Below are 23,811 nucleotides of genomic sequence, written 5' to 3'. Positions count from 1 at the left end.
GCGGCGGGCGGTCATCGGGAGAGGACGGCGGAGAGATGCCGCCAGGCCTGGTCGAACCGTTCGCGGTAGACCTCGGGCGTGTAGTGGGTGAGCTGGAGGAAGAGGCCGTCCATCATCACGAAGACCAGTGCCGTGAACCCATCGACATCGCCGGGGACGAAGACTCCGGCGGTGACACCGTCTTCGTAGGTCTGGCGGACCGCGGCGGCGAGGGTCGACTCCGAGTCGAGGAAGATCTGTCGGAGGCGCCCGCCTGCCGGACCGTACTCGGTGACGGCCGCGCGAAGGCTGAACTCCGCGAGGTCGGGGCGGTCGCGATAGTACGCCTCGATGCCGTCGAGGAGGTGACGCAGTCGGGCGAGCGGCTCCAGCGCCGCGCTCCGGCGGGCGAGGTCGTCGAAGTACGCCGTGTGATCGACCGAGACGGAGGCGTAGACCTCCGCATACAAGGCCTCTTTGCTCGGGAAGTGCGCGTACAACGACGGGGTCTTGATCCCCACCGCCTCGGCGATCTCACGCAGGCTCGTCTCGGCGTAGCCCCGACGCGCGAAGATCGCCCGGGCCTGCGCGAGGATCGTGTCTTTGGTCATGGCTGCCTAACGACTATTAGTTAGGCAGAGCGTAGCCGCGAGCATCCGGCCGGCGCAAGAGCCGTCGGCGGCTCGCGGACGCAGACACGGAGAAGGCCCGATGGCGTGATGCCATCGGGCCTTCTCCTGCGTGCTGTGTCAGGCGTCCACGTCGCCGCGCCAGGCGCCGGTCTCGACGCCCCTGCTCTCGATGAACTCCTTGAAGTTCTTGAGGTCCTTCTTCACCGCGTGCGATCCGGCTCCGACCAGCGAACCCACCTTCTCCAGCAGGCCCTCCGGCTCCCAGTCGAGCTGGACCGTGACCCGGGTGGTGGACTCGTCGAGCTTGTGGAACGTGACGACGCCGGCATGCTCGGTCTCGCCGCCGACGCTGTTCCACGCCACGCGCTCATCCGGGTGCTGCTCGGTGATCTCGGCGTCGAACTCACGCTCCGCGCCACCCACGTTCACCTTCCAGTGCGTGCGGGTGTCGTCGATCTGCGTGATGGAGACGACCTCGTCGAGGAACTTCGGGAAGCTCTCGAACTGCGTCCACTGGTTGTACGCCGTGCGGACGGGAACGTCGACGTCGATGGTCTCGATGATCTGCACCATGGGATGCTCCTCACTTGTTCGTCGTTCGTGTCCCTCCATTCAGCCCGGCGCCCGCGAGATGGGCGATGGGGTTGACATCTGCGCGACTACCGTGGAGGTCATGCGCATCCCCGCCGCGATCCGCGCCTCCCAGCGGTCTCCGCTGCTGCAGGTGGTCAAGTCGGCCGCGGCCACGATCGCCGCGTGGCTGATCGCGAGCTGGGTCTTCCCCGGACAGTTGCCGGTCTTCGCCGCGATCGCCGCCCTGCTGGTCGTGCAGCCGAGCGTCAACCAGTCGCTGTCGAAGGCGCTGGAGCGCAGCATCGGCGTCATCGTCGGCGTCGTCATCGCGGTCGGCCTCGGGCTGCTCCTCGGTTCGCCGAGTTGGATCGTGCTGCTGGCCATCGTCGTCGCGATGCTCGTGGCGTGGATCTTCCGGGCCTCCCCCGGCACGGGCAACCAGGTGGCGATCTCGGCGATGCTCGTCCTGGCGCTCGGGTCGTCGAGTCCGGAGTACGCGGTCGCCCGCATCGTGGAGACGCTCATCGGCGTCGTGATCGGCATCGTCGTGAACGCGCTGATCGTGCCGCCGGTGCTCGTGGAGCCGGCGCGGCGGAATGTGGGGCTGCTCGGGAGGGAGCTCGCGGCGAGTCTCGACCGCCTCGCGGACGCGCTGCCCGCCCCGCAGACGCCGGCGCGGCTGCAGGAGCTCATGGTCGAGGTACGGCTGCTTCGTCCGATGAAGGACGCCGCCGACGCCGCGATCGCCGCCGGGGAGGAATCGCTGACCTTGAACCCCCGGCGCTCCACCCATCGCGCGGATCTGCAGGAGCTCAAGGCGCTGCTCGACCGGCTGTCCCCCATCGTCACGCAGACCATCGGCATGACACGGGCCTACTTCGACCATTACGACGACCGCCTGGGCGAGGAGCCGGCCGTCGCCGCCATCGCCGAGCAGCTCCGTCGAGCAGGGCACGACGTGCGCCTCGCCGTGCAGACCACGGCGCCCGCCCCGGAGCCCGAGGCGCTGACCTCCGCGATCCCCGCCCTGACCGCTCCGCTCGTGATTCGACCGCCGTCCTCGCAGCACTGGATCCTCATCGGCTCCCTCATGGAGGACCTCCGCCGGATCCGCGGCGAGCTCCTCGACGAGGACTGACGACCCGTCCCACCCCTTTCACGCCTCCCGGCCCCGTACGGGCGTCCGCAACGGGCCGGGGCGCACCGAAAGGGGTGGGTCGGCGAGGGTTACCCTGGCGGGATGACAGTGGAGGAGGCGCTGGCGGAACTCGCGGCGCTCGAGGATCCGAAGCAGCGCGCGGCGAACGAGAAGCGCGGGGACGACCACGGCATCAACCTGAGCCGGCTGCGCGCCGTCGCGAAGCGCAGCAAGACCGACCAGCCCCTCGCGCGGGAGCTGTGGGCGACCGGGGAGACGTCCGCCCGACTCCTGGCCCTGCTCGTGTGCCGCCCCCGGGACTACGCGGCGGACGAGCTCGACGCGATGCTGCGCGACACCCGGCCCCCCAAGGTGAACGACTGGTTCGTGAACTACGTGCTCAAGAAGTCGCCCCTCGCGGAGGAGCTGCGGCTGCGCTGGTTCGACGACGCCGACCCCACCGTCGCCGCAGCGGCCTGGTCCCTCACCACGGTCCGCGTGACGAAGGACCCGGGCGGCCTCGATCTGACGCACCTGCTCGACCTCATCGAACGCGACCTCGCGGATGCCCCTCCGCGGCTGCAGTGGGCGATGAACGAGACCCTCGCGAACATCGGCATTGACCACCCCGAGCTGCGCGCCAGGGCGGTGGAGATCGGCGAGCGGCTCCAGGTCCTCGCCGACTACCCCACGGCCCCGGGCTGTACGTCCCCGTTCGCGCCCCTCTGGATCGGCGAGATGGTCCGCCGCCGTGAGGGCTGACGCGCGCTCGTCCACGCCGCACCAGGCACCCGCGCATCGACAGGCGCCACGGCGGTCCTCGGCCTGATCCTGCGCGAGCGCCTGGCCCCTCGGCCGACCGACGCAATGGGATGATCGAAGCACCATGAAACCCACGCCGCGGCTCGAACCCTCTCTCGTTCCCGACGCGGCAGACGCGGACGCGGTGTACCTGACCTTCGTGGAATGGGCGGAGTCGACCGGCATCCGCCTGTACCCCGCGCAGGACGAGGCGCTCATCGAGATCGTCTCCGGCGCGAACGTGATCCTGTCCACGCCGACGGGCACCGGGAAGTCGCTCGTCGCGGTCGGCGCCCACTTCGCGGCGATGGTCGGCGGACACCGGAGTTACTACACGGCGCCGATCAAGGCTCTCGTCAGCGAGAAGTTCTTCGCTCTGGCGGAGGTGTTCGGCGCCGAGAACGTGGGCATGGTGACGGGCGACTCGTCCGTGAACGCCGACGCCCCGATCATCTGCTGTACCGCCGAGATCCTCGCGAACCTCGCCCTGCGCCAGGGTGAGGGCGCCGACGTCGGTCTCGTCGTCATGGACGAGTTCCACTACTACGGTGACCCGGACCGCGGCTGGGCCTGGCAGGTGCCGCTCCTCGAGCTCCCGCAGGCCCAGTTCGTGCTGATGTCGGCCACCCTCGGCGACGTCACCACCCTCGCCGCCGACCTGACGCGGCGCACCGGGCGGGAGACCGCGTCGGTCACCGGGGTCGAGCGCCCGGTGCCGCTGCATTTCTTCTATGAGACGACGCCCCTCCACGAGACCATCGACGACCTCCTGAACACGGGACAGGCGCCGATCTACATCGTGCACTTCTCGCAGGCGGCCGCCATGGAACGGGCCCAGGCACTGTCGAGCACGAAGGTCGCGACGCGGGAGCAGCGTGACGAGATCGCCGCCCTCATCGGCGGCTTCCGCTTCACGACGGCGTTCGGCAAGACGCTCTCCCGCTTCCTCCGGGCGGGCATCGGCGTGCACCACGCCGGCATGCTGCCCAAGTACCGCCGATTGGTGGAGCAGCTCGCCCAGCGCGGCCTCCTCCGAGTGATCTGCGGAACCGACACGCTCGGCGTCGGCATCAACGTCCCCATCCGGACCGTCCTTCTCACGGCGCTGACGAAGTTCGACGGGACGCGGATGCGCCAGCTCAACGCCCGCGAGTTCCACCAGATCGCGGGACGCGCCGGTCGGGCGGGTTACGACACCGCGGGCACGGTCGTCGCCCAGGCCCCGGAACACGAGACCGAGAACCTCGCTGCGATCCGCAAGGCCGGCGACGACCCGAAGAAGAAGCGGAAGATCATCCGCAAGAAGGCCCCGGACGGCTTCGTGTCGTGGGGCGAGCCCTCGTTCCGGAAGCTCATCGACGCGACGCCGGAGACGCTGACCTCGCACATGCAGATCACCAGCGCGATGCTGCTCAACGTCATCGCCCGGGGTGGCGATGTGTTCGGGAACGTCCGGCGGCTCGTCTTCGACAACCACGAGCCGAGGGCCCGCCAGCGCGCGCTCGCCCTCCGCGCCCTCGCGATCTTCCGGACGCTCCGCGAGTCGGGCGTCGTGGAGACGTTCGACACGGGCCTGCCCGGAGCGCCGAAGGGGGTCCGCCTCACGGTCGACCTGCAGCCGAACTTTGCGCTCAACCAGCCGCTGTCGCCGTTCGCCCTCGCGGCGTTCGACCTGCTGGACCCCGCGACAGGCGCAGGGACCCACGCGGGGGCGGAGGCCCAGGGAGTCGGGACCGGGTCGTATGCGCTGGACATGATCTCGATCGTGGAGGCGACGCTCGACGATCCTCGCGCCGTGCTCAGCCAGCAGGAGTTCCTCGCACGGGGCGAGGCGGTCGCCGCCATGAAGCGGGAGGGCATCGAGTACGACGAGCGCATGGAGCTCCTCGAAGGGATCACGTACCCGAAGCCGCTGGAGGAGCTCCTCGGCGCCGCCTTCGAGACGTTCAGCGCCGCGCAGCCGTGGATCCGGGACTTCGAGCTGCATCCGAAGTCCGTGGTCCGGGACATGTACGAGCGGGCCATGTCGTTCGGCGAGTACGTCGCGTTCTACCGGATCGCCCGCTCCGAGGGCGTCGTGCTGCGGTATCTGTCGGATGCGTATCGGGCCGCCTCCCAGACGATCCCCGAGGAGCGGAAGGATGAAGACCTCCACGACCTCATCGCGTGGCTCGGCGAGCTCGTGCGCCAGATCGACTCCAGCCTGCTCGACGAATGGAGCGAGCTGACCGCCGGCCCGGGCGCGCGGGGAGAAGAGGACGAGCCGATCGTCCCGCCCGCGCCGAAGCGCCTGACGAGCAACACCCGCGCCTTCCGCACGCTCGTGCGCAACGAGCTCTTCCGGCGTGTGCAGCTCGCCGCCAGGGAGGACGTGGACGCCCTGGCCGAACTCGACCCGACGTTCGGCGCCGACGCCTGGTCGGACGCACTGGACGCGTACTTCGCCGAGCACGACGACATCGGCATCGGACCGGACGCCCGCAGCTCCCGTATGCTCCTGCTCACCGAGGGCCCGGCCGAGTGGTCGGCGCGGCAGATCATCGACGACCCCGCGGGCGATCACGACTGGGGTATCAGCGCCACCGTCGACCTCGCCGCGTCCGACGAAGCGGGGGAAGCCGTCGTCACGGTGACGGCGGTCGACCGGCTGTGACCACGGGCCCCGTCACGCCTGCATGACGGCGAGCACGTTTCCGGCCGGGTCCCGGAACCAGGCGATGTCCGGCCCCTGTCCGTTCCCGCGCACGATACCGCGGGAGTCGGACGGGAACTCGTCGTCGCCGTAGATCTTCGTCTGCACCCCGCGCTCGTTGAGCTCGTCCACGGCGGCGTCGACATCCGCCACCGGGAAGTTCAGGATCGTGAAACTCGCCGGGGTGTGGTTCGGCTTCGCGTAGACGAGGATCGACCCGCCGCGGGGCAACCGCAGCTCGAGGAACCCCATCGCATTGACCTCGACGTCGAGTCCCAGGGTCGTGCCGTAGAACTCTTTCGCCGCATCGATGTCGTCGACGCTGAAACCGCTGAACGCATTCTCCGCTGTGAAGGCTGCCATGTCCCCAGCATCCGCCTGTCCGCCCCCCGTGTCGAGCCCCTCTCACACGGCCGCGCGCACGAGCCGGCCCACGAGGTCGACGTAGTGCACCCCGGCCGCCGCGAACATCCGCGGCACCTGGGAGGCGGCGGTCAGCCCCGGCATCGTGTTGACCTCGTTGAGCACCGGACCTTCGTCCGTGAGGAAGAAGTCCATGCGGGCGACCCCGTCGCACCCCAGGGCGTCGAACATCGCGATCGCGGCGCGTTTGAGCGCCGTCGTGGCCGCCGCATCGAGCTGCGCCGGAACCGTGAACCGGGCCGTGCCGTCGTACTTCGTCGCGGTGTCGAAGAACCCGGGCGCGTGGATCTCCAGGGGTGGGGCGGCCCACCGCACCCCGCCCTTCTCCCGCAGCACGGCGACGTCGATCTCCCGCGCGTGCACGACCTCCTCGACGAGGATCCTCCGATCGAGGCGGGCCGCCCCCCGCAGCGCCGTGAGCAGGTCGCGCTCCTCCGTCACGAGGCTCACGCCGTGGCTCGATCCGGCGGTCACTGGCTTGACGACGACATCGCCGTCGAACTCCACGTCGCCGATGTCGTCGGCGGCGACGAGCCGACCGCGGGCGGTCCGCAGCCCGACAGCCTGGGCCACGAGCTTCGTGGCCCACTTGTCCATGCCGATCGCCCCCGCCCCCAGCGCGGAGCCGACGACCGGCACCCCGGCGAGCGCACACAGCGCCGCGAGGGCGCCGTCCTCCCCGAGCGCGCCGTGCACCGCAGGGAACACGACATCGCTCGCCGCGAGCAGCGGGAGCGCGTGCTGCAGCGACGCCGCCGGACTCGCGCCGGGCGGGATGCCGTCCGCCCGCCACACGCCGTCGCGGTCGATCGTCACGGTCGTGACGGTGTGTCCCCCAACCGCAGCGCCGCGGCGACCGCTGCCGCCGAGGCGAGCGACACCTCGTGCTCGGGATTCTGCCCCCCTCCGATGACCAGGACCTTCATCGTCATGCCACGCTCCTCTTCACTCGCGGGCCGATGCCCGTGACGATGGTGTGCGGGATAGTGCCCGCCCACCGCGCCCACTCCTGCACCGACGGCACCGCGCCGCCGTCCGGCCCGAACACCGTCGCGACCGCTCCTCGGGGGAACGCCCTCCCCCCGGTGTCGACGACGAGCTGATCCATCGACACCCGGCCGACGATCGGGTGCCGCACTCCGCCGATCTCCACCCCCGCCTCCGGCGCGAGCTCACGCGGGATGCCGTCGGCGTACCCGACACCGATGACGCTCAGATGCGTGGCCGCCGTCGTCGTGTGCATCCCCCCGTAGCCCACCGCGGTTCCCGGCGGCACGGCGACGCTGTGCACGACGGGCGCCGTCCACCGGGAGGCGCCGACCAGCGGCACGGTGCCCGACGGGTCGATCCCCACGAGCGCCGCACCGACCCGCACCAGATCGAAGTGCGTGGCCGGGTCGGTGAGGGCGCCCGATGTCGCCGCGAGATGCACGAGCAGTGGTCCGAAGCCGGCCCGCAGGACCGCGTCCCTCCCCTGGCGCATGCGCAGCACCGCGGCCGCGTTCGCTCGCGGGTCGGCGGCGTCGGCGCGGGGGAGGTGACCCATCACCCCGACGACCTCGATGCGCCCGCGAGCCGCCCGCGCCGTCCGCAGAAGGTCCTTCCAGTCGTCCACGGGGCACCCTCCCCGTGTCATCCCGGTGTCGAGCTGCAGGTGCACCCGCACGGGAGCCGCGGCCTCGGCCACGAGCTGACGCAGCTCCTCGACGGAGCCGACGGCGACGTCGATCCCGGCGGCGGCCGCGAGCGGCGCGTCGATGCCCGCGGGGTGCAGCCAGGCGAGGATCGGCACGCGCAGCCCGGCCTCGCGCAGCGCGACGCCCTCGGCGACGTCCGTGACCCCGAGCCATTCGGCCCCGGCGTCCACGGCGGCGGTCGCGACCGTCACCATCCCGTGGCCGTAGCCGTCGGCCTTGACCACGGCCATGACGGGCGCAGGGGTGGCCGCTTGCACCCGGCGCAGGTTCTCGGCGACGGAGTCCGTGATCGTGCACAGCGTCGGAGCCTGCAGGCGGGAGGGTGTGGTCCTTTCCGTGAGCAGAGTGGTCATCGCTGCATCCTCGGGTCTTCGGTGGGATCGGCGTAGGGCGCTGGGCAGCCGCTGTCCACGGCCTCCGGCCGCAGCTCGTAGTGCCAGGACTCGTTCGCATAGGTCTGGCACAGCCCGTAGCGCCAGCCGCGCTGGCTGAGCCAGTCGAGCGCCGGGAGGGGACCGAGGTCGACCGCCTCCCCGGAGACGTGCGCCGAGGTCTCGGCCGTGGCCGCCCAGCGCCGCGCCTCCTCTTCCGAGCCGTACTCGTCGATCGCCTCGCGGAGCAGGGTGTCCTGCAGCGCGGCCGAACGCCATCCGCTGTTCACGAGGACGCTGACTCCCGTCGGCCGCCGCATCCGCGGCGGCGCGCTGCAGGGCGTCGAGCAGCGCCGCATCGAGGTTGCCCACGGCGACCCTGTCGACGTCGAACGGGGTCGGCTGGTCGCCGTCGCGGACCACGCCGTCCGCGTCGCTCCGGGCAAGCACCGACCCGGCCGGCGGCTGCGGATGGGAGGAAGGGGCGGGGCCGGCGACGTGCGGGGCGGTCTCGGCGAATGCCGCCGACAGCGACTGCTGCACGGCGACCCCGCCGACAACGGCGAGCGCCGCCACGGAGACCGTGGTGGCGATCCGACGGCGGCGCCGTGCGCGGACGGCTCGGGGACTGCGGAGGTCGTTCATGCCTCCAGTGAAGAGAGGGGGCGGTTGCCACGGCGTATGGCTTTTTCGATACACCGCCGATATATCGCACTGCGTAGGATCGCTGCCATGCGTGTGCTGATCGTCGAGGACGAGCCCTACCTCGCCGAGGCGGTCCGCGACGGGCTGCGGCTCGAGGCGATCGCCGCCGACATCGCGGGCGACGGGGACACCGCGCTGGAGCTCCTCAGCGTCAACACGTACGACAGCGCCGTCCTCGACCGCGACGTGCCCGGCCCGTCCGGCGACGACATCGCGCGCTGGATCGTCGCTTCGGGAAGCGGGATCCCCATCCTCATGCTCACGGCAGCCGACCGCCTCGACGACAAGGCGTCCGGCTTCGAGATCGGCGCCGACGACTACCTGACCAAGCCGTTCGAACTGCGGGAGCTGGTGCTGCGGCTGCGTGCCCTCGACCGTCGCAGGCAGCGGGTGCGACCACCCGTGCTGGAGCTCGCGGGTCTGCGCCTCGACCCGTTTCGTCGGGAGGTGTACCGCGAGGGCCGGTACGTCGCCCTTACGCGGAAGCAGTTCGCGGTGCTGGAGGTGCTCGTCGATGCGGAGGGCGGGGTGGTCAGCGCCGAGGAGCTGCTGGAACGCGCGTGGGACGAGAACGCCGACCCGTTCACGAACGCCGTCCGCATCACCGTCTCGTCGCTGCGCAAGCGCCTGGGCGATCCGGGGCTGATCCTCACGGTGCCCGGCGTCGGGTATCGCATCGGGACGGACGCGGATGCGTAGGCGGCGCGGGATGAGCGCCCGGCTCAAGCTGACGCTCAGCTATGCGGGGATCGTCGTCGTGTCTGGCCTGCTCCTGCTCGCCGCGGTCGCTCTCTATCTGCTGCGCTACGTGCCGGACGTGCAGATCCCCGTGGTGGAGTTCTTCGTCCCGAACCGCTCCGACCTGATCCGGGCGTTCGTTCCCGTCGCGGCGATGGTGATGGTCGCGCTGCTCGCGATCGGACTGGGTGGCGGATGGCTGCTCGCGGGCCGGATGCTGGCCCCGCTCGATCGCATCGGCGATGCGGCGCGGCTCGCGGCGCAGGGCTCTCTGTCCCACCGGATCCGCATGGAGGGTCCGAGCGATGAGTTCCGCGACCTCGCGGACGTCTTCGACACGATGCTCGAGCAGTTGGAGGCGCACGTCGCCGAGCAGCAGCGCTTCGCCGCGAACGCCTCGCACGAGCTGCGGACACCGTTGGCGGTCTCGCAGACACTGCTCGACGTGGCCCGCACCGACCCCGACCGCGACGTCGATGCCTTGATCGACCGGCTCCGCGAGGTCAACACGCGCGCGATCGACCTCACCGAGGCGCTGCTGCTGCTGAGCAGGGCGGAACAGCGCACGTTCCCGCGGACGCTCGTCGACCTCTCGCTGTTGGCGGAGGAGTCCGTCGAGGCGCTGGTGCCCCTGGCCGACCGCCTCGGGGTCGCCGTGGAGGTGAGCGGGGTCCCGGCGGCCGTGCTCGGCTCCTCCGCGCTGCTGCCCCAGCTCGTGACGAATCTCGTCGCGAACGCGATCGTCCACAACAGGACCGACGGCAGCGGCTCCGTGGCGGTGCGCACGCACGCGCTCCCGCACGCGGTGGCCCTCGTGGTGGAGAACACCGGTGCGGAGCTCACCGCCCCGCAGGTCGCGACCCTCGTGGAGCCGTTCCAGCGCGGCACCGACCGCGTCCGGGGAACGGAGCACGCCGGGGTCGGGCTCGGCCTCGCGATCGTGCAGCGCATCACCCAGACCCACGGCGGCACGCTCGTGCTGACGCCCCGCGACGGCGGCGGCCTCATCGTGACGGTCTGGTTCCCCCACCCCTACCCGAGCTGACCGCGGTCGCAGATTCGCACGCGCGTCGCAGGATCCGCAGCCGTGCCTGCGACGTCGAGGCGAGTCTGCGAGTCACCAGGGGCTGGGCTCGTAGTCCTTGAGGAAGACGCCGTGGATGTCCTCGCCGGCCTCGCCGCGCACGATGGGGTCGTACACGCGGGCAGCGCCGTCCACCAGGTCGAGCGGGGCGTGGAAACCCTCCTCCGCCAGGCGCACCTTCGTGTAATGCGGACGCTCGTCCGTGATCCAGCCCGTGTCGACGGCGGTCATGAGGATGCCGTCCTTCTCCAGCATCTCCCCCGCGCTCGTGCGGGTCAGCATGTTGAGCGCGGCCTTCGCCATGTTCGTGTGCGGGTGGCCGGGGCCCTTGTACCGCCGAGAGAACTGCCCCTCCATGGCGGAGACGTTCACGACGTACTTCCGGCGCGCGGGGGATGCGGCCATCGACGCCCGCAGCCGGCTGATGAGCAGGAACGGCGCGGTGGTGTTGGCGAGCTGCACCTCGAGCATCTCGAGCGGATCGACCTGATCCACGGACTGCACCCAGCTGTTGACGCGGTTCACATCCGGGACGAGGCCGCCCGCGTCGATCGCCGTGCCATCAGCATGCTTCTCCAGCGAGGAGGAGCCGGGCGCCATCGCCAGGCGCGCGAGGTCCTCGGCCGTGAGCGCCTGGCCCCCCTGCTCGGCGACCGTGCCGCCGAGCGCGGCCACCGACAGCAGCGGGTGTGCGTCGACGGACGCCTGCAGCGCCTGCGGGTGCGGGTCGACGGTATGCCCGAAGGTCTCCATCTCCGGCAGCGGCCCGTCCGGCAGCGGTTGGAGTTCCGCATCCGCGAGCAGTGAATAGGCCCCCGGCGAGCGGCGGACCGTCTGCGCGGCGTTGTTGATGAGGATGTCGAGGGGGCCCTGCGCCGCGACCGAGTCGGCGAGCCCGATCACCTGGGCGGGATCGCGGAGGTCGATGCCGACGACGCGCAGCCGGTGCAGCCAGTCCGCGGCGTCGGGCAGGGCCGAGAACCGGCGGACGGCGTCGCGCGGGAAGCGGGTGGTGATCGTGGTGTGCGCACCGTCGCGGAGGAGGCGCAGCGCGATGTGCATGCCGATCTTCGCGCGGCCGCCCGTGAGCAGGGCGCGCTTGCCGGTGAGGTCGGTGCGGGCGGTGCGCTTGCCGTGGCTGAAGCGGGCGCAGTCCGGGCAGAGCTGGTGGTAGAACGCGTCGACGATCGTGTACGGCTGCTTGCAGATGTAGCAGTTGCGCGGCTTGAGCAGCTCGCCGGCGATGGGGGCGTCGATCACGCTCGACGCGAGGTCGTGCCCGCGGGTCTCGTCGTCGATGCGGTCGGGGGCGCCGGTCGCGGTGCGTGCGACGACGGCCTTGTCGGCCTCGGCGATCGCATCCCGGATCTCTTTGCGGCGCACGCGCTTGACGGCCTTGAACATCGCCGCGGTCGCGTGGCGCACGGCCACGAAGTCGGGGTGCTCGTTGTCGATCGTGTGCAGCTCGGCGAGGACGCGCAGCGTCGTGGCGAGATCGTCGGGGTCGATGCCGGGGCCCAGCTCGGGGGTGGCGTCGGGCGCGTCGGTCATTGGGCCGATTTTACGCGAGTGCGCTGGGGGTCTCCTGCCGTGTCCGCACCCCGGCGTAGGGTCGACGCATGAGCAGCGCAGAATCCTCCCCGCATCCCGGCGTCGTCCCCTCCTACCTGCTCGCGCGCCTGGCGGCATCCGGCCGGTTCCCGAAGGCCGCAGCCGCCGCCCGGCAGACGCTCACCGCCGGACGTCCGCCGTTCCGTGCCCGCATCGACCTCTCGATCGACGAGAACGGCGACCTCGTCGCGCAGCTTTCCGATGCGCCGAACCGCACGATCAGTGACGCCGGCAACACGCAGCAGCTCCCGGGGGCCGTGGTCCGCACGGAAGACGACGGGCCGGTCGAGGACACCGCGGTCAATGAGGCGTTCGACGGCCTGGGCGCGACGTTCGAGATGCTGCTCTCCGCGTTCGGCCGCAACTCGCTCGACGACGCCGGCGCCCGCCTCGACGCGACCGTCCACTACGGCGTCGACTACGACAACGCCTTCTGGGACGGCGAGCGCATGGTGTTCGGAGACGGCGACGGCGAGGTGTTCCAGCACTTCACGGGTTCCCTTACCGTGATCGGACACGAGCTCGCCCACGGTGTCGTGCAGCACACCGCGAACCTGGAGTACCAGGGACAGCCGGGCGCATTGAACGAGTCCGTGGCCGATGTGTTCGGCGCCCTCACCGAGCAGTACGCCCTGGGCCAGTCCGCCGATCGGGCGAGCTGGCTCATCGGAGCGGAGATCTTCACGGATGCGGTGCAGGGCTCGGCGCTGCGCTCCATGATCGCGCCGGGCACGGCCTACGACGACGACGAGCTCGGGAAAGACCCGCAGCCCGACCACATGAGCGGGTACGTGCGCACCACCGAGGACAACGGGGGCGTGCACATCAACTCCGGCATCCCGAACCGCGCCTTCGCCCTCTTCGCCCGCGACCTCGGCGGCAACGCCTGGGAGCGCGCCGGCACGGTCTGGTACCGGGCGCTCACCGGCGGCCTGTCGAGCACCGCGAGCTTCACGGACTTCGCGGACGCCACGGTCGCCGCGGCGGCCACGGTCGACCACGAGGCGGTCGCCGCCGCTCGACGCGCCTGGACGGCCGTGGGAGTCTATGAGAATGACCGAGGACCCGACTCCGCCTGACGCCCCCGTCATCATCGCGGTCGTGCGCTCGGGCGGCGTCGCGGGCATCCGTCGCCAGTGGCGCGTCGAGGCCGAGCCGCCGGACGCCGAGGAGTGGATCAGCCTCATCGACAGCTGCCCCTGGGACGACGACGTCGACACCGAGCCCGGGGCCGACCGGTTCGTCTGGAACATCCGCGCCCGCACCCCGTCCGAGCGCCGGGAACGAGAGCTACCCGACTCCGCCGTGGACGGCCCGTGGCGCGCCCTCGTCGACGCCGTGCGGGAGGCCGCGCGCGACGCCTGAGCCCGCGGTCGCAGAGTCGCGCCCCCGTCGCACGAACTCTCCGCATCGATGCGACCTCGGTGGGAAACGGCGACCTCACGCCACCCCGGGGTGAGAATGGACGCATGGGACTCTTCCAGCAACGACCCGAGGAAGAAGAGAAGCAGTGGGGACTCCCCTCCGAGCCTCTCGAGACGTCGGCCGCCGACACGCTCGACGCCGCGCCCGCGCTCGACCCGCTGAGCCTCGGCCTCGACTCCCCGTCCTCGGTGAGCTCCATCGTGTTCCCGGTCGCCGCCCCCGCGCCCGAGGCCGAGAGCACCGAGAACTCCGATCCCGAGGACTGACCCCCGCACGGCGTCGCACTCTCGCCCTCACGTCGCCGGACTCCCGGGATTCGGTGCGACCGCGGCGCGAAAGTCCGACCGCGGGCAGCGATACGGTGGACGGATGACCATCACCGCCGCCGCAGACGGCTCCGCCCTGGGCAACCCCGGCCCGAACGGCTGGGCCTGGTACATCGACGACGCGAACTGGGCGGCCGGCGGTTCCCCGCACGGCACGAACAACCAGGGCGAGCTCCGCGCCGTCCTCGAACTGCTGCAGGCGACGGCCGGTACCGACGAGAAGCTGCTGATCGAGTGCGACAGCCGTTACGTGATCGACTCCGTGACGAAGTGGATGCCGGGGTGGAAGCGCCGCGGCTGGCGGAAGTCCGACGGCGGGCCCGTGCTGAACCGCGACCTCCTGGAAGGCATCGACGAAGCCCTGCGCGGGCGCGACGTCGAGTTCTCCTGGGTCAAAGGTCATGCCGGACACCCCCTGAACGAGGCCGCCGACGAGCGCGCGAACGCCGCCGCCAAGGCCTACCAGCAGAAGCAGGAGCCGCGCCGAGGCCCCGGCTTCACCCGCGCGACCGATGCGGGCGCCGCCGTCGCGGGCTCTGCCGCCGTCGCCGCTGCGGCCCCGGTCGCTCCCTCGACGGCAGCCCCGTCCCGCACGTCGACCCTCGCTGAGGCGGACGACGCGCAGCCACTGTGGGCCGAGACCTCCGACCTCCTCGACGGACTCGACCTCGCCCCGGACGACCCCATCGTGCTCCGGGTTCCGCTGTCCCCCGACGAGCACGCCCGTCTCCGGGACCGCGCCGAGGCGCAGGGCGTCGGGCTGGAAGAAGCGCTCCGCCGCCTGATCTGACCGAGAGTACGAGGCGTACACTCGCACCATGTCGACTCCCCGCACCATCGGCCGGATCTTCCTCGGCGCCTCGCTCGTGTTCGCGGGGATCTCCCACCTCACGTTCGCCCGGGAGGAGTTCCAGGCGCAGGTGCCGGAATCGCTGCCGCTCGATCCGGACACCACGGTCCTCGCGTCCGGTGTCGCCGAGGTCGCGCTCGGCTCCGCTCTGCTCCTGGCCCGCCGCCGCCGCCGTCGTACGGTCGGCACCGTCGCCGCGCTCTTCTTCGCAGCGGTCTTCCCCGGCAACGTGGCGCAGTGGATGCACCATCGGGACGGTTTCGGTCTCGACACCGACATGAAGCGCTTCGTGCGATTGTTCTTCCAGCCGGCCCTCATCGCATTGGCCCTGTGGTCCACGCGCGCCCCGCGCCGCTGACCCACCACGCGAGAACAGGCCCACCCGCGCCATCAGGCCCACCCGCGCCATCAGCCCTCACGCGAGAACAGGCCCACCCGCGAGAACAGGCCCACCCGCGAGAACAGGCCCTCACGCGAGAACAGGCCCTCACGCGAGAACAGGCATCCACGCGAGACCAGGCCGCCACGGCCGCCCGCTCCTGACCCCGCGCGACCGCCTGATGCGGCGTGCGCACGGCTCGGCTCCGTAGACTCGGCGGATGGCGGAGAGGACGAGGCGACGGTGAAGAAGCGCACCGTCTTCGGCCTGCTCCGGCTCACCGCCGCCGCCGTCTGCCTCATCGCGCTCGTCCACCGCCTGGCGTGGGGACTCGCGTCGAACACCATCGCGAGCCAGAACTTCTTCGCGTACCTGACCAATCAGTCGAACATCGCCTTCGTCGTTCTCCTGACCGTCGCCGGAGTCCTCGCGCTGCGCCGGGCTCAGGACCCGCGCTGGCTCACCGTGGCCCTCGCGCTCGTCCTCACCTGGACCATCACCGCAGGGCTCGTGTTCGCGATCCTCGTCTGGCAGGCCGGCGTCCGGGGGATCCGCATCGACGTGCCGTGGTCGGACCAGGTCCTGCACTTCTGGCTCCCCGCGGTGACGGTCGCCGCCTGGGCCCTGGCTCCCGGGCATCGCTCGGTGCCGTGGCGGGTGATCCCGGTGACCCTGGCCTACCCGGTGCTGTGGGGCGTCGCGACGCTCATCCGCGGACCGCTGATCGGCTGGTACCCGTACTACTTCCTCGACCCGCGACAGGTGAGCGGTCCGGTCGAGTTCACGGTCTCCTGTGCCATCGCGCTGGCGGTCTTCGCGGCTGTGGCGACCGCACTCGTGCTCATCAGCCGCCTGCCCGACCCGTGGGACAGTGCTCATTCGGAGCCGTCACCCGAGGACAGCGCCCCGACCGAGGCCCCGCGCGAGACGGTTCAGGCGTAGAAAGCCAGGGACGCGAGCGCCGCCTCGACGGCCTCGGCGTCCCCGAGCTCTGCGAAGTCCCGCGCCGCCGCACCGCCCACGATCCCGACGAGCACGTTCTCACCGGTTGACGGGCGGAGGTTGATCCACGTGGGGATCGCGATGTCCGCACCGACCGCGTGCCAGATGGACTCGTCGCCGTCCCAGAACGGTTCGTCCCATCGGAGCCACACCGTCTCGATGGCACCCATGCCGAGCGCGGACACGGCACCACGGTTGTCGAACGGCAGCGGCGGATCGAACTCGATACCCTGCTCCTGCAGCACCCCGAGGGGCACCGTCAGCAGCACCCGGTCGAAGGAGAGGGCCTCCCCGGTGCCGAGGCGCACGCTCACGCCGCTGTCGTCCCAGGCGAGGCGGGTGACCGGAGAGCTGAGTCCGACCTTCACCCCGTCCAGGGTGCTCTCGATGAACGGGGTCAGATCGTCGCCGACCCCCTGGAGCGCCGTATCGGGCAGCGGCGGGGCGAACCAGCTCGACAGATCAGCGGCGTCGGCACCCGTCCGTGCGGCGAGGAGCGCGAGGAGCGCGGCGGTCGCGGGATCCTCGGGGTCGATGCCGGCGGCCACCAGGGCGTCCGCCACCGAGGAGTCCTGCGGGGCCGCCTGGGCCGTGGTCACGGCGGCCTGCACCGGCTGCTGATCGACGGGCTCCACCTCGCCCTCGGCGGATCGCCACCGTGCGCCCTCCAGGTCGACGAGGTCCCCGTCGCCCTCGTCGATCGTCTCGAGAAGCTCCGCGTCGGCCTCGCCGAACAGCCAGGCGCCGAGCTGTACCGGAACCGGCCAGTCGTCGTCCATCCGGGAGAGGATGCGGCCACCGACGCGGTCGCGCGCTTCGAACACCGTCACCTGCAAGCCGTCCTCCGCGAGCTGCGCGGCAGCGGTCGCCCCGGCGATCCCGGCGCCGATCACGGCCACCCGCTCGCCGTCCTCCGCGGCGACGGTGAGCTCGCGGGCGGCACGGCGGCCTGAGCGCAGGGCACCGCGGACGGTACCCGGCGCCTCGTCATCGGTCGCCTCGCCCGCGAAGAAGAGCCGGTCGTCGACGGGCTTGGTGAGCGCCGTGCGGGTCGCGGCGAGCACCCCCACGGGAGTGAAGCTCGCGGCGCCTCGGGCGAACGGATCGGTGGTCCACGTGCTGCGGATGCTCCCGCTCGGGGCGGGGACTCCGGGCGGCGGCTCGGGTTCGCGCGTGCGGGTGGGGGTCGGCGTCGGTTCCGGCTCCGGCGTGCAGGAGGCGAGAAGCACCGAGACGACACCGGCTCCGGCGCCGAGGAGCAGGGTACGGCGCGTGATCCTCATCGTGCCGCCACTTTATCCCGCTTTCCTACAGGCAGAAGCGCCGGAACAGGCGGCTCTCAACGAGAACCGCCTGTTCCGGCGCGAGTGCCTGCGTGTCAGACGGACAGCAGCTGCCGCTCCAGCCGCGCGAACGAGGCCTCCATGCCGTCGGCCATGCCGGTGGCGAGGATCATGTCCCGCGTCTCCTTGTCCGGGTACTCGATGAGCACCGTGACGAGGGTCGCGGCGTCCTCCTCGTAGAGGTTGAGGTCGTTGAGCGTCTCGGTCGGCATGCCCTGCATGCGCTCCGTGGTGACCGCGCGCTTCGGGGCGTCGATCAGCAGCGCCTCCCCCTCGAAGCCGAACGGCTCACCCTCGGTGTCGCCCACCGGGGCCCAGGAGTTCCGGTACGACTGGCCGACCTCGGTCGCCGACACGCACTCGGTCATCTCCCACCCGTCCGGGCCGAGCATCCACTGCCGGATGAGGTCGGGCTCGAAGTGGGCGCGCCACACCAGTTCGCGCGGACCCTCGACCAGCCGCGTGATGCGCACGTGCGTGTCGTCCAGCAGCTCCACCCGCGTGCCCTTGCCCTGCGCGTAGTCGCGGAGGTCCTGCAGCACCGCGTCGAGCTGGGCCATCGCCATGCGGGTGCCCTCCACGGCGCCCATCGCGACGACCTGCTCGAGCGCCTCGGCCGAGGCGAAGTGGCTCGTGTTGACCATGCGCGTGCCCTCGGCCGTCGGCTCGAACGTGAAGGTCATGCGCATGGAGGGGAGGTTCGCATCCGGCGTGCCGTCCTCGTCGGCGAAGGAATCGAGCACCGTGAAGCTGCGGGGCGCGTCGATCTCCAGGAATTCCCAGGTGCCGGAGGCCTTCTCCCCACGCGGACCGTTCATCGTGTAGACGGCCCGGCCGCCGACGGTGTGGTCCCACTGGGTGAAGGTGGCCGGCCAGCCGGGAGGGCCCCAGAACCGCTCGAGCTGCTGCGGGTCGGTGTACGCGGCCCAGACGCGCTCTACGGGAGCCGCGAGGTCGGCGACCACGGTCATGGTGAGGTTCTCGGCATCCGTGATGATGTCCGTGACAGGCATATCAGTCTCCTTGCGATTCGTTGCGTTGACTGCTGGTGGGGTCGGTCGGGGCCGGTCGCTTCCCCGCGGGCGGGGACGGCTCGGCCAGGAGATCGTCGAGCCGGGCGATGCGCGACCGCCACAGCTCTTCGTATCGGGCGAGGAGCGCCCTGGCGCGGGCGATCATCTCGGGGTTCGCGCGGACGAGCCGCTCGCGTCCCTCGGCGCGCTTGACGATGAGGTTCGCGGCCTCGAGCACGGCCACGTGCTTCTGGACCGCGGCGAACGACATCTCGTACTCGGAGGCGAGGGTCGAGACGGACTGCTCCCGCTCGATCGTCCGGCGCAGGATGTCCCGCCGGGTCGACGTCGCCAGTGCATGGAACACACGGTCGACCTCCGCTTCACTCAACTCCGTTTGTGCAACCATTTGGTTGTACGTTAGACCCGCCTTCGGCGCACGTCAAGAGCCCCTTGTGACTTGCGGCTTTAGATCGGACTAGATGCTTTACATCGGACTACCCGAGGCTGAGCCGGACTGAGTCCGATCTAAAGCAGAGTGCTGGGGGCCGCCTCCCTTCGGAGTGGCAATGAAGCCAGCTGCGGTCGCGAGGAAAGTCAGATCGTCAGGCCGACTCATGCAGGACGACGGTCAAAACGCGCGCACATCCAGACCCCGAATACGGATGGTTGGCGGTCGGCAGAACCTGCGCCGAAACCCATACACCACCCGTTTCGGCGCCCTAACGTTTCGGCAGGGGGTTACGGCGGGGCGACGCTCGGCGTGTCGCACTTCCCCAGCACCACCACGGGTGCCCGGCCGCAAACGATCGTTTTCGGTGGTAGCCCGGGCACGACATCAACAGCGAAGTCGAGGATGATTGAGTCGTGGAGATTGAGCTGCTTTATATCGCCGGTTGCCCCAGCTGGGTTGAGGCTGGCCGTCGTGTTTCTGAGGCGCTACGAGAAACAGGCCACGACGAATCGGAGGTTCACTACCGACTCATCCGGACGGAGGAGGACGCGGGCGCAGTCTCGTTCGCGGGCTCCCCCACGATCACCCTGGATGGCAACGATCTCTTTCCGGGGTCGGGGCGAAGCAATGACCTCGCCTGCCGTATTTACAGCACCCCTGCTGGGCTGGCCGGGATGCCAACGGTTGAACAGATTCGAGAGGCGCTCTCCGCTCATGGCGACTGACGAGGACGTTGCGTGCACGTGCTGCGGGCGACATCTGCCACGCAAGAAGCTGCACGCACTCGGAGACGATCGCGCTTTCATCTGTCGACGATGCGGCTGGTGGGTGGCTCTGCGCCTACATCGCGACCGCCCGCCTGCCTAAGCGTGAACTCACTCAACGGCTGCCCACGGCGATCGCGCCGATGTAGAGGGCGAGTTGATGGGTGTCCCACCACCGCACAACGGATCTCACTCGGTGCTCTCATCCCCGGCGCGGATCATGAAAACTGCTCCGGTGATCGCTGCGGCGAAGATTACGATGTCGGCGATGTTGCCGATGAACCAGTTTCCGTAGGCGAGGAAGTCCACGACGTGACCACGGGCGAATCCGGGGTCCCGGAAAAGGCGGTCGCCTGCGTGTGAGGCGGAAGCGCCGCCGAGCGCGCCGATGACGATCGCCCATCTCACGCGTTGCACTCGGAACGCGAACACGATCGCTGTGACCGTGGCGGCGACAGCGAGCAGCGCGAACACCCAGGTGAAGCCTTCCCCGAAGGAGAATGCCGCTCCGGGGTTATAGGCGAGCTGCAAACCCAGCAGGTCACCGATCAGCGGGATGCGCTCACGGTCGGTGAGGGTCGCTTCGGCCCACACCTTGGTTCCCTGATCGATCAGCACGACGACCACGGCGATCAAGAGCGCTCCACCAGTGAGCTGCCGCCGCCGGGTCGACGACAGCTTGCGCGCAGCGGGCGGATGAGCCTCTGACTGGGAGGAGGTCATGCGAGCACCTCGATCAGACGGACGATGACCCCAGATTCGATCAGGATGAACAGGCCCAGGCCGATGAACACGGCCGGTACGAGCCAGTGCTCGACGCGCTCCAGCCCCTCGGTAACAGCCTTGTTGGTGCCGATCAGCCGGCCGGCCGCGCACCAGACCGCGACGAGGATCAGGAATACGACGATCATGATCGCGACGTCGCTGGGGGCGCTGGTGCGGAAGATCGGCGTGTAGAGGGAGATGTTGTCGGCCCCGTTGGCGATCGTGATCCCTGCGACGCCCCATAGTCCGACCGCGGTGATCTTGGAGTCGTCATCATCGTCATCGCTGTTACGGCGCAGGCCGCGAATGAGCGTCCAGATGCCGATGCCGAGCGGGATCAGACCCAGGAAACCGACCCATTCGTCCGGAACGATGGTGAGACCGAGAGCGGCGATCACGCTGATCACGACGAGGGTGATGAACCCGAGATACTGGCCCGCGACGATCTGCCACGGCCGGGGCTTCCCTCGACTGGAAGCCAGGAACAGCACGGTGAGCACGACAATGTCGTCGATGTTGGTTGCCGCGAACAGGCCGATCGCTGAACCGATAGTTGCGAGCATCAGCTTTCCAGTCGTGGCGTGCGGGTGCGTGCGGCGCGCAGACCGTTGAGGATCACGATGACCTCCGCGACCTCGTGGACCAGGACGACGGCCGCGAGCCCCAGGACGCCGAAGAGCGCGAGCGGGAGCAGTGCAGTGATGATCAGCAGCGACAGGATGATGTTCTGGTTGATGATCCGTCGACCGCGGCGGGCGTGATCGAACGCTCGCGGGATGAGGCGCAGATCATGGCCGGTGAAGGCCACGTCGGCGGATTCGATTGCCGCGTCGGAGCCGGTGGCGCCCATCGCGATACCGATGTCTGCGCCAGCGAGGGCCGGTGCGTCGTTGATTCCGTCGCCGATCATCGCGACCGGCCCCGCCTTTGACAGCTCGCCGATCGCGGTTGCCTTATCCTCGGGACGCAGTTCCGCGCGCACGTTGCTGATCCCGGCCTGCGCGGCCAGTGCACGAGCGGTGCGGGCGTTGTCTCCGGTGAGCATCGTCACGCCGGCGCCTTGGTTGGTGAGCGTCCGGACTACCTCGGGGACTTCAGGGCGCAGTTCGTCGCGGACGCCGATCGCGGCGACGGGGGTTCCATCGCGGTGGACGATCACGACGGTCATGCCCTGCTCCTCCAACTCCGCGACCTGCTTCCCGAGGTCGCCCGCGTCCAGCCAGCGAGGACTGCCGACGGTGATTCTCGATCCGCCGACAGTGCCGTCGATGCCGTGCCCGGCCTGCTCGGTCACATCTGCAGCTGCCGGTGTGCCCGGGGCCGCGGCGGTGATCGCAGAGGCAAGGGGATGCGTGCTGTGCTGCTCCAGTGCGGCCGCCCAGGCCAGCGCCTGTGTCTCGGTCACGCCGTTCGCAGTGAGCACCGCGGTGACCGCAGGTTCGTTGCGGGTGAGGGTGCCGGTCTTGTCGACCGCGACGTGGCGGACCGTGCCGAAGCGCTCGAAGACGGCGCCGGACTTGATGATCACGCCGAACTTGCTTGCTGCGCCGATCGCGGCGACGACCGTCAGCGGCACCGAGATCGCCAGCGCACACGGAGAAGCGGCGACCAGCACGACAAGCGCGCGGGTGATCCACACCTCTGGATCGCCCAGCAGCGACCCGATGATCGCGACGAGCGCTGCGAGGATCAGAACGCCGGGTACGAGCGGGCGGGCGATCCTGTCCGCGAGACGTGCACGCTCGCCCTTCTCGGTCTGCGCCTTCTCGACCAGCTCCACGATCGTGGTGAGCGAGTTGTCGGTGCCCGCAGCGGTCGTTTCGACCTCCAGCGCGCCGGCGCTGTTGATCGCACCGGCCGACACCGCATCGCCGGGCTCGACCTCGACGGGGATCGACTCCCCGGTGATCGCCGAGGTGTCCAGGCTGGAGCGGCCAGAACGGACGATCCCGTCGGTTGCGATCCGCTCGCCGGGACGGACCACCATGACCTGGCCGACCGTCAGCTCTCTCGCGGGCACCTGCGCAGAGACGCCGTTCTGCAGCACGGTCGCTGTCTCCGGCACGAGCTTCAGCAGCGCCCTCAGCCCGCCCCGGGCACGGTCCATCGCCTTGTCCTCGAGCGCCTCAGCAATCGAGTACAAGAACGCCAGAGCCGCAGCCTCCTCCACGTAGCCGAGGATGACCGCGCCGATCGCGCTGATCGTCATCAGCAGCCCGATACCGAGCTTGCCCTTGAACAGTTTCCGGATCGCGCCGGGCGTGAACGTCGACGCACCGAGGAGCAGACCGGCCCAGAACAACACCAGCGCCGGGATCTCGAGGCCGGACCATTCAAGGATCAGACCGGCCAGGAATGCGACACCGGAGAAGACCGGCACCATAATCCCACGGTCCCTCCACCAGGGCCGCACAACCTCTTCGGTCTCATCCTCCGCCGCAGTGGCAGGCTGGGCAGGCTCGTGCTCGCAGCCACACGCCGCGCTCACGCGTCCGCCCCCGTCCCACAGCAGCCAGCCACCGTGCACGCAGAGTCCACGCACGGCGCGTGCTCATCGACCGCCAGCGTCACGTCCACGAGCGCGACGAGCGCAGCCGTAAGATGCGGGTCGGCGATCTCGTAACGAGTCTGGCGACCCTCCGGCTCGGCAACGACAATCCCGCAGTCACGCAGGCAGGTGAGATGGTTCGACACGTTCGAACGCGTCAGCTCCAGCTCACGAGAGAGCACAGCCGGGTAGCTCGGTCCACCGAGCAGAGACATTAGGATTCGGGAACGCGTGGGATCGGCCATGGCCCGGCCGAGCCGGTTCATGACATCGAGGCGTGAGGAAATAGTCAGCACACACTGAACTATACAGTGATTGATGACCTATTGGAACGGCTTCACCCCAGGCGACATCTCTGGGGCCTGGGTGTAAGTACATCCGGCTCACACCCCACCGAATACGCCTACCGAAACCCGCTTACGGCGCACGTTTCTGGCATTCGATCTGGTGTGCCTTCACTCACCGCGCCGCAAACGATCGTTTTCGGCAGCTCTCGCG

General features: G+C 70.1%; 26 protein-coding genes. 12 read left to right on the top strand and 14 right to left on the bottom strand.

Annotated elements, in window-relative coordinates; all coding sequences use genetic code 11:
- Nucleotides 1-11: 11 nt before the first annotated feature.
- Nucleotides 12-590, bottom strand: a complete 579-nt coding sequence (locus FY549_RS05970; RefSeq protein ID WP_149084231.1) for a TetR/AcrR family transcriptional regulator — start codon at nucleotides 588-590, stop codon at nucleotides 12-14.
- Between the two features lie 138 nt (nucleotides 591-728).
- Nucleotides 729-1,184 (bottom strand): SRPBCC family protein, encoded by a 456-nt coding sequence (locus FY549_RS05965; RefSeq protein WP_149084230.1) that lies wholly within the window; start codon nucleotides 1,182-1,184, stop codon nucleotides 729-731.
- Between the two features lie 100 nt (nucleotides 1,185-1,284).
- On the opposite strand from FY549_RS05965, the gene FY549_RS05960 reads away from it, so the two are divergent.
- From FY549_RS05960 to FY549_RS05950, 3 genes are all read left to right on the top strand, one after another.
- Nucleotides 1,285-2,322, top strand: a complete 1,038-nt coding sequence (locus FY549_RS05960) for an FUSC family protein (RefSeq protein WP_149084229.1) — start codon at nucleotides 1,285-1,287, stop codon at nucleotides 2,320-2,322.
- A 102-nt stretch (nucleotides 2,323-2,424) separates the two neighbouring features.
- Nucleotides 2,425-3,084, top strand: coding sequence for a DNA alkylation repair protein (locus FY549_RS05955; protein ID WP_149084228.1), 660 nt, complete (start codon nucleotides 2,425-2,427; stop codon nucleotides 3,082-3,084).
- A 124-nt stretch (nucleotides 3,085-3,208) separates the two neighbouring features.
- Nucleotides 3,209-5,776 (top strand): DEAD/DEAH box helicase, encoded by a 2,568-nt coding sequence (locus tag FY549_RS05950; protein ID WP_149084227.1) that lies wholly within the window; start codon nucleotides 3,209-3,211, stop codon nucleotides 5,774-5,776.
- A gap of 12 nt (nucleotides 5,777-5,788) precedes the next feature.
- Here FY549_RS05950 and FY549_RS05945 read toward each other — a convergent pair whose 3' ends face one another.
- From FY549_RS05945 to FY549_RS16705, 4 genes are all read right to left on the bottom strand, one after another.
- Complete coding sequence (locus tag FY549_RS05945) at nucleotides 5,789-6,178, bottom strand: VOC family protein (protein ID WP_149084226.1); 390 nt, start codon at nucleotides 6,176-6,178, stop codon at nucleotides 5,789-5,791.
- A gap of 42 nt (nucleotides 6,179-6,220) precedes the next feature.
- Nucleotides 6,221-7,054: an ATP-grasp domain-containing protein gene (locus FY549_RS05940; RefSeq protein WP_262381144.1), complete on the bottom strand. Its 834-nt coding sequence runs from the start codon at nucleotides 7,052-7,054 to the stop codon at nucleotides 6,221-6,223.
- A gap of 112 nt (nucleotides 7,055-7,166) precedes the next feature.
- Nucleotides 7,167-8,288 carry an alanine racemase gene (alr, locus tag FY549_RS05935; protein WP_149084225.1) on the bottom strand — a complete coding sequence of 374 codons (1,122 nt, stop codon included), beginning with the start codon at nucleotides 8,286-8,288 and terminating at the stop codon, nucleotides 7,167-7,169.
- Nucleotides 8,285-8,626, bottom strand: coding sequence for a D-alanyl-D-alanine carboxypeptidase family protein (locus FY549_RS16705; RefSeq protein WP_262381143.1), 342 nt, complete (start codon nucleotides 8,624-8,626; stop codon nucleotides 8,285-8,287). The genes alr and FY549_RS16705 overlap by 4 nt, the downstream gene beginning before the upstream one ends.
- 412 nt (nucleotides 8,627-9,038) lie before the next feature.
- On the opposite strand from FY549_RS16705, the gene FY549_RS05925 reads away from it, so the two are divergent.
- Nucleotides 9,039-9,710 carry a response regulator transcription factor gene (locus FY549_RS05925; RefSeq protein ID WP_149084224.1) on the top strand — a complete coding sequence of 224 codons (672 nt, stop codon included), beginning with the start codon at nucleotides 9,039-9,041 and terminating at the stop codon, nucleotides 9,708-9,710.
- 10 nt (nucleotides 9,711-9,720) lie between these two features.
- Nucleotides 9,721-10,794, top strand: coding sequence for a sensor histidine kinase (locus tag FY549_RS05920; RefSeq protein WP_149084223.1), 1,074 nt, complete (start codon nucleotides 9,721-9,723; stop codon nucleotides 10,792-10,794).
- A 72-nt stretch (nucleotides 10,795-10,866) separates the two neighbouring features.
- Here the strand turns inward: FY549_RS05920 and FY549_RS05915 are convergent, their stop codons facing one another.
- Entirely contained in the window at nucleotides 10,867-12,384 is a 1,518-nt protein-coding gene (locus FY549_RS05915; RefSeq protein ID WP_149084222.1) for an SDR family NAD(P)-dependent oxidoreductase, read from the bottom strand.
- Between the two features lie 68 nt (nucleotides 12,385-12,452).
- Here FY549_RS05915 and FY549_RS05910 point away from each other — a divergent pair, with 68 nt between their 5' ends.
- The 6 genes from FY549_RS05910 to FY549_RS05885 all read left to right on the top strand — a co-directional run bounded on the left by FY549_RS05910 (nucleotide 12,453) and on the right by FY549_RS05885 (nucleotide 16,366).
- Nucleotides 12,453-13,523: a M4 family metallopeptidase gene (locus FY549_RS05910; RefSeq protein WP_149084221.1), complete on the top strand. Its 1,071-nt coding sequence runs from the start codon at nucleotides 12,453-12,455 to the stop codon at nucleotides 13,521-13,523.
- Entirely contained in the window at nucleotides 13,498-13,809 is a 312-nt protein-coding gene (locus FY549_RS05905) for a protealysin inhibitor emfourin (protein WP_149084220.1), read from the top strand. The genes FY549_RS05910 and FY549_RS05905 overlap by 26 nt, the downstream gene beginning before the upstream one ends.
- Before the next feature lie 104 nt (nucleotides 13,810-13,913).
- Nucleotides 13,914-14,135 carry a hypothetical protein gene (locus FY549_RS05900; protein ID WP_149084219.1) on the top strand — a complete coding sequence of 74 codons (222 nt, stop codon included), beginning with the start codon at nucleotides 13,914-13,916 and terminating at the stop codon, nucleotides 14,133-14,135.
- 103 nt (nucleotides 14,136-14,238) lie between these two features.
- Nucleotides 14,239-14,985, top strand: a complete 747-nt coding sequence (locus FY549_RS05895; protein ID WP_149084218.1) for a ribonuclease H — start codon at nucleotides 14,239-14,241, stop codon at nucleotides 14,983-14,985.
- Between the two features lie 28 nt (nucleotides 14,986-15,013).
- Nucleotides 15,014-15,403: a MauE/DoxX family redox-associated membrane protein gene (locus FY549_RS05890; protein WP_149084217.1), complete on the top strand. Its 390-nt coding sequence runs from the start codon at nucleotides 15,014-15,016 to the stop codon at nucleotides 15,401-15,403.
- Between the two features lie 264 nt (nucleotides 15,404-15,667).
- Nucleotides 15,668-16,366: a Pr6Pr family membrane protein gene (locus tag FY549_RS05885; RefSeq protein WP_200838875.1), complete on the top strand. Its 699-nt coding sequence runs from the start codon at nucleotides 15,668-15,670 to the stop codon at nucleotides 16,364-16,366.
- Here the strand turns inward: FY549_RS05885 and FY549_RS05880 are convergent.
- From FY549_RS05880 to FY549_RS05870, 3 genes are all read right to left on the bottom strand, one after another.
- Nucleotides 16,357-17,709, bottom strand: coding sequence for a flavin monoamine oxidase family protein (locus FY549_RS05880; RefSeq protein ID WP_149084216.1), 1,353 nt, complete (start codon nucleotides 17,707-17,709; stop codon nucleotides 16,357-16,359). The genes FY549_RS05885 and FY549_RS05880 overlap by 10 nt on opposite strands.
- Nucleotides 17,710-17,804: 95 nt before the next feature.
- A complete protein-coding gene (locus FY549_RS05875) occupies nucleotides 17,805-18,782 on the bottom strand; it encodes an SRPBCC family protein (protein ID WP_149084215.1) in 978 nt (325 codons plus the stop codon).
- A 1-nt stretch (nucleotide 18,783) separates the two neighbouring features.
- Nucleotides 18,784-19,191, bottom strand: coding sequence for an ArsR/SmtB family transcription factor (locus tag FY549_RS05870; protein WP_149084214.1), 408 nt, complete (start codon nucleotides 19,189-19,191; stop codon nucleotides 18,784-18,786).
- 458 nt (nucleotides 19,192-19,649) lie between these two features.
- Between FY549_RS05870 and FY549_RS05865 the strand changes: the two genes are divergently transcribed.
- Nucleotides 19,650-19,961 carry a hypothetical protein gene (locus tag FY549_RS05865; protein ID WP_029153956.1) on the top strand — a complete coding sequence of 104 codons (312 nt, stop codon included), beginning with the start codon at nucleotides 19,650-19,652 and terminating at the stop codon, nucleotides 19,959-19,961.
- Between the two features lie 228 nt (nucleotides 19,962-20,189).
- Here FY549_RS05865 and FY549_RS05860 read toward each other — a convergent pair whose 3' ends face one another.
- From FY549_RS05860 to FY549_RS05845, 4 genes are read right to left on the bottom strand one after another with little or no spacing between them, the layout of a single operon-like run.
- A complete protein-coding gene (locus FY549_RS05860; RefSeq protein WP_029264099.1) occupies nucleotides 20,190-20,723 on the bottom strand; it encodes a signal peptidase II in 534 nt (177 codons plus the stop codon).
- Nucleotides 20,720-21,328 (bottom strand): cadmium resistance transporter, encoded by a 609-nt coding sequence (locus FY549_RS05855; RefSeq protein ID WP_036275918.1) that lies wholly within the window; start codon nucleotides 21,326-21,328, stop codon nucleotides 20,720-20,722. Before FY549_RS05855 ends, FY549_RS05860 begins: the two co-directional genes overlap by 4 nt.
- Nucleotides 21,328-23,253: a heavy metal translocating P-type ATPase gene (locus tag FY549_RS05850; protein WP_222930625.1), complete on the bottom strand. Its 1,926-nt coding sequence runs from the start codon at nucleotides 23,251-23,253 to the stop codon at nucleotides 21,328-21,330. The genes FY549_RS05855 and FY549_RS05850 overlap by 1 nt, the downstream gene beginning before the upstream one ends.
- A complete protein-coding gene (locus FY549_RS05845; RefSeq protein ID WP_036275916.1) occupies nucleotides 23,250-23,609 on the bottom strand; it encodes an ArsR/SmtB family transcription factor in 360 nt (119 codons plus the stop codon). The genes FY549_RS05850 and FY549_RS05845 overlap by 4 nt, the downstream gene beginning before the upstream one ends.
- Nucleotides 23,610-23,811 lie beyond the last annotated feature (202 nt).

The organism is Microbacterium sp. 1S1 (assembly GCF_008271365.1).
Classification (GTDB): domain Bacteria; phylum Actinomycetota; class Actinomycetes; order Actinomycetales; family Microbacteriaceae; genus Microbacterium.
Note: the sequence above shows the minus strand (reverse complement) of the source record. Positions and strands in the feature narration are given on the sequence as shown.

Excerpts from the sequence above, each read along its gene's own strand:
- FY549_RS05870 (WP_149084214.1), bottom strand. The coding sequence starts at position 19,191 with ATGGTTGCACAAACGGAGTTGAGTGAAGCGGAGGTCGACCGTGTGTTC.
- FY549_RS16705 (WP_262381143.1), bottom strand. The coding sequence starts at position 8,626 with ATGCGGCGGCCGACGGGAGTCAGCGTCCTCGTGAACAGCGGATGGCGT.
- FY549_RS05855 (WP_036275918.1), bottom strand. The coding sequence starts at position 21,328 with ATGCTCGCAACTATCGGTTCAGCGATCGGCCTGTTCGCGGCAACCAAC.
- FY549_RS05900 (WP_149084219.1), top strand. The coding sequence starts at position 13,914 with ATGGGACTCTTCCAGCAACGACCCGAGGAAGAAGAGAAGCAGTGGGGA.
- FY549_RS05895 (WP_149084218.1), top strand. The coding sequence starts at position 14,239 with ATGACCATCACCGCCGCCGCAGACGGCTCCGCCCTGGGCAACCCCGGC.
- FY549_RS05950 (WP_149084227.1), top strand. The coding sequence starts at position 3,209 with ATGAAACCCACGCCGCGGCTCGAACCCTCTCTCGTTCCCGACGCGGCA.
- FY549_RS05905 (WP_149084220.1), top strand. The coding sequence starts at position 13,498 with ATGACCGAGGACCCGACTCCGCCTGACGCCCCCGTCATCATCGCGGTC.
- FY549_RS05945 (WP_149084226.1), bottom strand. The coding sequence starts at position 6,178 with ATGGCAGCCTTCACAGCGGAGAATGCGTTCAGCGGTTTCAGCGTCGAC.
- FY549_RS05860 (WP_029264099.1), bottom strand. The coding sequence starts at position 20,723 with ATGACCTCCTCCCAGTCAGAGGCTCATCCGCCCGCTGCGCGCAAGCTG.
- FY549_RS05890 (WP_149084217.1), top strand. The coding sequence starts at position 15,014 with ATGTCGACTCCCCGCACCATCGGCCGGATCTTCCTCGGCGCCTCGCTC.
- FY549_RS05925 (WP_149084224.1), top strand. The coding sequence starts at position 9,039 with ATGCGTGTGCTGATCGTCGAGGACGAGCCCTACCTCGCCGAGGCGGTC.
- FY549_RS05970 (WP_149084231.1), bottom strand. The coding sequence starts at position 590 with ATGACCAAAGACACGATCCTCGCGCAGGCCCGGGCGATCTTCGCGCGT.
- FY549_RS05955 (WP_149084228.1), top strand. The coding sequence starts at position 2,425 with ATGACAGTGGAGGAGGCGCTGGCGGAACTCGCGGCGCTCGAGGATCCG.
- FY549_RS05965 (WP_149084230.1), bottom strand. The coding sequence starts at position 1,184 with ATGGTGCAGATCATCGAGACCATCGACGTCGACGTTCCCGTCCGCACG.
- FY549_RS05915 (WP_149084222.1), bottom strand. The coding sequence starts at position 12,384 with ATGACCGACGCGCCCGACGCCACCCCCGAGCTGGGCCCCGGCATCGAC.
- FY549_RS05875 (WP_149084215.1), bottom strand. The coding sequence starts at position 18,782 with ATGCCTGTCACGGACATCATCACGGATGCCGAGAACCTCACCATGACC.
- alr (WP_149084225.1), bottom strand. The coding sequence starts at position 8,288 with ATGACCACTCTGCTCACGGAAAGGACCACACCCTCCCGCCTGCAGGCT.
- FY549_RS05910 (WP_149084221.1), top strand. The coding sequence starts at position 12,453 with ATGAGCAGCGCAGAATCCTCCCCGCATCCCGGCGTCGTCCCCTCCTAC.
- FY549_RS05920 (WP_149084223.1), top strand. The coding sequence starts at position 9,721 with ATGAGCGCCCGGCTCAAGCTGACGCTCAGCTATGCGGGGATCGTCGTC.
- FY549_RS05880 (WP_149084216.1), bottom strand. The coding sequence starts at position 17,709 with ATGAGGATCACGCGCCGTACCCTGCTCCTCGGCGCCGGAGCCGGTGTC.
- FY549_RS05960 (WP_149084229.1), top strand. The coding sequence starts at position 1,285 with ATGCGCATCCCCGCCGCGATCCGCGCCTCCCAGCGGTCTCCGCTGCTG.